The sequence below is a fragment of the Aphanothece microscopica RSMan92 genome (assembly GCF_046613545.2).
Classification (GTDB): Bacteria; Cyanobacteriota; Cyanobacteriia; order PCC-6307; family Cyanobiaceae; genus NIES-981.
Genome location: NZ_JBKKKY020000096.1, coordinates 1 through 7,157, shown reverse-complemented (window position 1 = coordinate 7,157; position 7,157 = coordinate 1). Strand labels below are relative to the sequence as shown.

General features: G+C 62.4%; 4 protein-coding genes and 1 tRNA gene. 1 reads left to right on the top strand and 4 read right to left on the bottom strand.

Going from position 1 to position 7,157, the window contains the following annotated elements; genetic code table 11:
* Positions 1–638 precede the first annotated feature (638 nt).
* Both ACLD7X_RS15530 and lipA read right to left on the bottom strand, forming a co-directional pair.
* On the bottom strand, positions 639–3,815 hold the full coding sequence (locus ACLD7X_RS15530) for a glycosyltransferase (protein ID WP_411424579.1): 3,177 nt from the start codon (positions 3,813–3,815) through the stop codon (positions 639–641).
* 188 nt (positions 3,816–4,003) lie between these two features.
* Positions 4,004–4,888, bottom strand: coding sequence for a lipoyl synthase (gene lipA / locus ACLD7X_RS15525; RefSeq protein ID WP_411424578.1), 885 nt, complete (start codon positions 4,886–4,888; stop codon positions 4,004–4,006).
* A gap of 127 nt (positions 4,889–5,015) precedes the next feature.
* Between lipA and ACLD7X_RS15520 the strand changes: the two genes are divergently transcribed.
* Positions 5,016–5,089: transfer RNA gene (locus ACLD7X_RS15520), tRNA-Pro, on the top strand.
* Positions 5,090–5,092: 3 nt separating this feature from the next.
* On the opposite strand, the gene cobJ is transcribed toward ACLD7X_RS15520, so the two are convergent.
* Both cobJ and ACLD7X_RS15510 read right to left on the bottom strand, forming a co-directional pair.
* Positions 5,093–6,907: a precorrin-3B C(17)-methyltransferase gene (gene cobJ / locus ACLD7X_RS15515; RefSeq protein WP_411424577.1), complete on the bottom strand. Its 1,815-nt coding sequence runs from the start codon at positions 6,905–6,907 to the stop codon at positions 5,093–5,095.
* Positions 6,904–7,157: hypothetical protein (locus ACLD7X_RS15510; RefSeq protein WP_411424576.1), on the bottom strand; the 254-nt coding region annotated here is incomplete at its 5' end. The genes ACLD7X_RS15510 and cobJ, both read right to left, overlap by 4 nt.

The window sequence follows — 7,157 nt, the reverse complement described above, 5'->3', positions numbered from 1 at the left end:
GCAATGGCTCTGGCTTGGCAATTTCCAATAACTGCTGCTGTCTTCACAGGCAAGTCCGCTTCAAGTCTGGCAATTGCATCTGCATTATGCTAGCTGATGGTGGCTCTCTATCCTGGGCCGAGAGGGCCACTGAGGTTGAACTGTTAAACAGCCTTGCGTTCGTCTAGGAGTTTGTTGCCAATGGAATTCGGGTCAATGCGCCTAGCTCAATTCTGCTGGGTTTATAGCGGACGCCATCGCCTTGTGCGTCCTGAGCCACATCAGCGTGAAGCGGATGCAGTCCTTGCCAGTGTCGACAGGTCTTGTGTATTGCCACACCGCGTCTCTGCCAGTAGCGTGTTTGACGGCAATTTAATTTGGTTGAGGGGCGGGGGTTCAACCTTACTGACTTCTGGCAGTAGCACCTTTTGTTGTGATCGCTCGAACTATAAAAACTTGAGAAGCTTGTGCGTGGCGGCGCGTGTCTGCTACGTTCTGCCAATGTCTCTAGGCACCGCAGCAAGAAAAGTCTCTGGCTCATTCAGCTATCTGTTTCTAGAAAGGTGGTAGTCGTCAATCTGCTGGAGATTCTTTTGTGTCTCTGATTCCGGGGCGCAGAAGCTCATCTGCGCTGTGCTAGGGAGACTTTTGGGAGAAAGTTATCCGTCAAGATGACTGAACAGGTCCACAGACTCAAATGCCGCTTTCATCTTGTCCTTCCCCGCCGCAAACGAAAACTGGCTGCTGGCATAGCTGCGGGCAGCCCTTGAGATGTCGCTCCACAGATCATCATCGGAATTCAACTTCCTAATGGCCTCCACCCACTCGTCAGGGGTTTTGGCAATCAGGCAGTCATGCCCATGGCGGAGGCCAATGCCCTCGGCTGCTGTTGGTGTCAACACCGTGGGAATGCCATAGGCCAGGGCATTCAGCACTTTTCCCTTGATCCCAGCACCGCTGAGCAGCGGGGCTACAAACACCCGATGCCTCTGGTAGGCGTCTGCAACAGCGTCGATGTAGCCCACAGGGTCGACCCAGTCGCTGGCAAGGGCCTTGATGTCGTCGACCATGCCAGAGCCGTAGATCGACAGCTTCAGCTGCTGTTGCTCCAGCCGTGGCATGACTTCCCTGCAGAACCACTGCACCCCCTCGGCATTGGGGTGGTGCCGGAAGCTCCCCAGGAAGGACAGACCCTCCCGACCCACCAGTGGGGCAACCTCACGGGGGCTGTCCGCTACCCATGGGCAGGTCATCACCTTCACCCTGCCATCGGTGTGGGAGCTGATCACCGTATGCTCAACTTCGTTGTAGCTCAGAACCAGATCCACCTTCTGCATCATTGCCAGCTCCTCGTTGCGGATGTCTCGCATCGCTTCCATACGGGCTTCGTCGTTTCCGCTCAATGCCGCTCTGAGCTCACGCAGGAAGTGCAAATCTGCATTGTTAAGGATGATGCGCGTGTTCGGCGAGTAGTCGCGAATCAGATGCACCGTGTCGGCAGCCACAAAATACCGGGTTATGTAGACGGCGTCGAACTCTCTGGCATGTTTTTTGAGGTAGTCGGATAGGGACCGATGGAATGGTGCAACAATCACTTCCACACCCTTGCGTTGCAGCTCCTCGGTGTAGGGGCCGAAATATGCCAGGTTTTGGGGCAGAAAAGTCACCTTGTAGCCAAGTGCCTGCACCAGTTCGATCTCGCGAATCGCGGCATAGGATCCCGCGTCCTTGTCTTCTTGAGGTGTGGTGTAGTCAATGAAAAGAACTCTTCCCGCAATCCCCCGGTCTTTTTCGAGATCAGGGAATTCGCCTTCCTTGCCGTGACTGGCGAAGGCCTTGGCCCAGCGCCGCTTGAATTTCGGTCGATTCACCTCCTGATATTGCTTGAAACCTGATGAGCTGTCGGTACCGCTCGTCGTTCCTTCAAAGTGGTACACCACAGACGCAGGCACAAAGTATGTCTTGTAACCTGCCGCGCGTACTTTGAAGGAAAAATCTGTGTCTTCAAAATACATTGGCTCCAGGTAGCTTGATAGTCCACCTACCTCTGCCCAGATCTCCTTGGTTGTCATCAAGGCGGCGCCGGATAAGTAGTCTGCCTGCCTTGCATAGGAAAAACGTGGATCCCATGGATTATGTCCATTGCCGTAATTCCATGGATTCCCTGAGCCCCAGACGATCCCGCCCGCATCTTGAAGCGTTCCATCCGGATACACCAGCTTGGATCCCACGGCTCCCACGCGCTCAAAGCGGCTGAAGGCATCAACCAGGGCATCCAGCCACCCCATTGTCACCTCGGTGTCGTTGTTGAGCAGCACCACGAAACGACCTCGCGCTTCTCTCACTCCTCGGTTGCAGGCTTTGATGAATCGCTCTGGCTTTTCGTTGTGGATGACGGTGATTCCGCTCACAATCTCTTCCACGGCTGCGGTTTCATCGGTAGATCCGTCATCCACGAGGATCACTTCAAAGCTTGCTGCGTTGTGAGCGAGCAGTAGCGAACAGAGGGAGTAGTACGTCACCTCCACCTTGTCGTGGGCGGGGATGACCACCGAAACATCGGGTTCAGCCACGAAGGGGAAGGCCAGGGGAAGCAGCTCAACTGTGCTGTAGTCGCCGTCGAGAGTCTCCAGCGCCTGTGTCAGCATCGCTGGCGTGATACCGGCAATGGGACGTCTGAGATGTTCTCTTAAGGCCTGATACCGATGATTGGCCCGGACCGTGAGATCTGTTGGGAAGGGACGTCGAATCTCATGCAGCAGCACGTCTTCAGGGGTCAGGCTCCTTGGAGCCAGCATCGGCAAGGATAAATAGATCTGACTACCCGAGAGATCCCGCACCTGCGCCTCCACAGGCTCGCCTCGCAGCCACCTAGTCGGCAGGTTGATCGTGTTGGGTTCTGGGCCAAGTTCGAGCAGCTGGCACGCTTCACCATTCACAAAGAGGCTAAAGCGGTTGTCCCGGTTGGCCTTGGCCGTGAATGAGTGCTGCCAGTTTTCCAGTAAGGTGATACTTGACTGGTCGGGGGCAAATAACTCTAATGGCCGTGTATTTTGCAATTCCAATAACAGTGGCTCATCCTCTGAGGAGCTAAAGGGAGGTACTGTTCCTGTGAAAAATACTGTATCCCTTGGCGCACCGTTGCTGTCCTTCAGCTTCGCTTCCCGTGGCATGGTGATGGTTGCGCCTGTTCGCTTGCCCCTGGCCTGCCTGAGTACAGGATTGGAAATCAGGAGAACATTTGTCTCTGTGCCTTGGCTGGCTCGACTTTGGCGGTTGTCCCGGACGCGAAGGGTGACGCTTGCTTCTTCTGCGTTGATGTTCAGCGGTATGCGGACGCGCTGATGATCCGAGAGTTCGGGGCCGCCTCGGGAGGATGTGTCAAACGAAACGCTGTACACCCTGTGGCGATGGAAGGGTTTGATGGTGGAGATTGAGATCTCAAGCGTTCCTCCGCTACCGTTGCACCCCAGGAGTGCTTCGAAGATATGGTCGCCCGTGATGCCTTGAACAGATGCTACATGGCAGATGTCAGTCTGAAATTGGCTGGTCCCTCCGCCTACTTCCACTTTGATCGTCAGGGCATGACGGAGTTGCTGCTCGTGCTTTTGAAGCAAGCCGGCTCTTAATATCTTGCCATCGCTAATTGTGTCTGACCTGCTTGGCTCGTTGATGCTGATGACTTGGCTTGCTCGCGTGATCAGGTCAATCACCTGTCTGTGTGACGTGATATTTTCAAACCTCTTCCAGCTCTTTCTCCTTGGAATCAATGGAATGAGCGCTGTTCCTTTTCGCGCATACAATCTGTCATTTGTCGTTGGGTCTCCGACGTCCACGGCCTCGATGGCCAAAATGGACCCTTCAAGCCAGGCTTTAAGCGGACGGATCTGACTGGCTCTGTTGCTGCCGAGCATTCGGGGGGGGGCTGAGATTGATGAGCCTTGCTTTCGCTTGGAGGGTTGATCCCTTGAGTAAAGGTGGCTCCTGGCGGCGCGACTGCTAACAACCCACTATAATAACACTGTCATTCTATCATTAAACTCTTCGGGTGCTCCCGCATCAGCCGCCGCACCTCGCCCGCGTGGTAGCTGCTCCGCGTCAGCGGGCTGCTCACCACCTGCAGAAACCCCAGCTGCCGCTCGCCATGGCGGCGAAAGGTCTCGAACTGCTCGGGTGTCACGAACCGATCCACCGGCAGGTGCTTCGGGCTCGGCGAGAGGTACTGGCCGATCGTCACGATGTCCACGGCGTGCCGGCGCAGGTCGGCCATCACCTCGAGCACCTCGGCATCCGTCTCCCCCAGTCCCACCATCAGTCCTGATTTGGTGTAGGTCCGGGGCCAGCCCTCCCGCACCCGCCGCAGCAGCTCGAGCGAGCGGGAGTAAACCCCCTGGGGGCGGGCCTTGCGGTAGAGCCGCGGCACGGTCTCGATGTTGTGGTTCAGCACATCGGGCGCCCCTGCCATCACGCTGGCGAGGGCCTCCCAGTTGCCGCAGAAATCCGGGATCAGCAGCTCGATCGTGGTGTCCGGGGAGCGTTTCCGTACCTGCTCCATGCAGGCCACGAACTGGCTGGCGCCGCCGTCGGCCAGGTCGTCACGGTTCACCGAGGTGATCACCACGTGGTTCAGCCCCAGCCGGGCCACCGCTTCCCCCAGCCGTTCCGGCTCGGTCGGGTCCAGGGCCCGCACGCTTTTGTCGAAGTCGATGTCGCAGTAGGGACAGGCCCGGGTGCAGCCCGGCCCCATGATCAGGAAGGTGGCCGTTCCGCCGGCGAAGCATTCGCCGATGTTGGGGCAGCTGGCCTCCTGGCAGACGGTGTTCAGCCTGAGATCCACCAGCAGGTCGGCCACCTCGCCGATCCGTTCCCGCTGGGGAGCCTTGACGCGCAGCCAGTCGGGTTTGAGCACGGCAGGGGCTGGCTCGTGCAGGCCAGGCAGTGGAAAGAGGACTGTAGAAAGCCGCGTGTGGAAAGCTGCGTCCCGGGCCGTCTGGGCTGGAACGCGGCCCCACCTCCATCCCCTACAGTCAGCCCATCGGGATGTAGCGCAGCTTGGTAGCGCACTTCGTTCGGGACGAAGGGGCCGCAGGTTCGAATCCTGTCATCCCGACTTTCAGCTCAGTTCGGCCCCCGGATAGCCCCGTGGGGTGACCATCCGGCCGTCCTGCACCCGGCTGCTGCTGTTCCCCACCAGCACCAGCGTGAGCATGTCCACCTGCTCCACCGGCAGATCCCCCAGGGTGTGGAGGCTCACGCTCTCTTCGGCGCGTCCCAGCTGGCGGGCGATCACCACGGGGGTCTCCGCTGGCCTGCCGCTCAGCAGGATCTCGCGGGCGCGTGCCAGCTGCCAGTGACGATCCCGCGATCGCGGGTTGTAGAGCGCCACCACGAAATCACCCGCCGCCGCCGCCGTCAGGCGTCGTTCGATCACGCTCCAGGGGGTGAGGCGGTCGCTGAGGCTGACCGTGCAGAAATCGTGCATCAGCGGCGCCCCGGCCCGCGCCGCCGCCAGCTGCAGCGCCGAGATGCCCGGATGCACGCAGAACGCAGGCCGGGCCTGCTGCGGCTGGCTGAGCCAGAGCTCCAGCGCCAGGCCGGCCATGGCGTAGATGCCGCTGTCCCCCGAGGACACCAGCGCCACGTTGAGGCCCTGGTTCGCCAGCTCCAGCGCCAGGCTGCAGCGGGCTCTCTCCTCGGTGAGCTGGCCGTCGCAGCGCAACTGGTCGGGCCGCCGCAACGGCTCGAGCAGATCCAGGTAGAGGCCGTAGCCGACCCACACCGTCGCGTCCGCCAGGGCGCGGCGGGCTTCGGGCGTGAGCAGGTCCAGCCGGCCCGGGCCGCTGCCCACCAGGTGGAGCTGGCCCCGCCGCGGTGCCCACTGCTCGGCCGCCTCGGCGATCGCCAGGGTGGCGGCGCCCCGTTCCTCTCCTCCGGCGCGTTCGATCGTCTTCGCGGCCAGGAGGCTGCTCCCCGCTCCGGCGGCCACCAGGGCGGCCGCCTCGGCCACGCTGGCGGTGCCCATCGCGGCGGCCACCAGCGCCGAGGGGTTGGGGACCTCCACCGTCTGCAGCTCGTCGGCGGTCAGCCAGCGCACCGGCCAGTTCCGCTGCTCGGCCAGCTGCAGCAGGGCCGGCTCGTCGGCCTTGCGGTCGATGCTGGCCAGGCCCGCCACGGCTTCAGGGGCCAGGCCCAGTTCCTCCAGGCGGCTGTCTACCAGCCGCTCCAGCAGCGACAGGCTTGTGTGGCGTTCACAGCCGAGGCCGAGCCACAGGCAGGGGGGATGCCAGCGGCAGCCCGGACCCCGCTCCGCCGTGATGACCAGGTCCGCCATGGCCCCCGCGGCAGCCTGGGCGCCGCTGGTGATTCCGGCCTGGCCCAGCTGCTGGCTGGCCTGGAGTTCCTGCCAGCGGCTGGTGCCGTGGCTCTGGTGGATCCTCAGCCGCTGCGGATCCCGCGCCGCCTGCCGCATCAGCGCGTTCCAGTCGCCCTGCGGCCCGCGGCGCCAGCCCCAGGCCTGGCCGAAGCGGTCCAGGGCCAGGCTGCCGCGGGCGCTGCTGGCACCGGTCGCCACGACCTGGGCCCCCAGCAGGGCCGCCATGCGCTGGGCGAGGGCGTCGCCCCCGGCGGCATGGGCCCCCAGCAGCGGCACGGCGAAGCGTCCCTCCGGATCGATCACCACCACCGCCGGATCCCGCCCTTTCTCCGTGAGCAGCGGAGCCAGCAGCCGGACCACCAGGCCGCAGGCACCCGCCACCACGAAGCCCTCGGCCTGGCCCCATTGGGTGCGCAGCACCTCCTGGGCCGCCGGGCTGGCACCGCTGCAGACCACCTCGTCCAGGCCGCCGGCCGCCAGGAGCTGCTGGATCAGCCGATCACCCGCCGGACTGAAACTCAGGCCCCAGATGCCGCAGGGCGGGGAGACGCTCACGGCGCGAAGCGCTGGCGCAGCCTGGCCAGGGGACCCTCGGCCCTGGGCTGGATCAGGGATCCATCCTCACGGACCTGGTCCCGGGCGGAACCCTCCCGGGGGCTGGTGGGGGCCAGGCGTTCAGGGACGGCGGGAACCTGGGGGGGAGGCGAAGCTGCCTGCGGTGCTGGGATCTCCTCCCGGGCTGGCTCCTCCACCGACCCGCTCGCCGGCGGCGCGTCGGCAGGCAGGTCCTCTGAAGCGGCCGGTT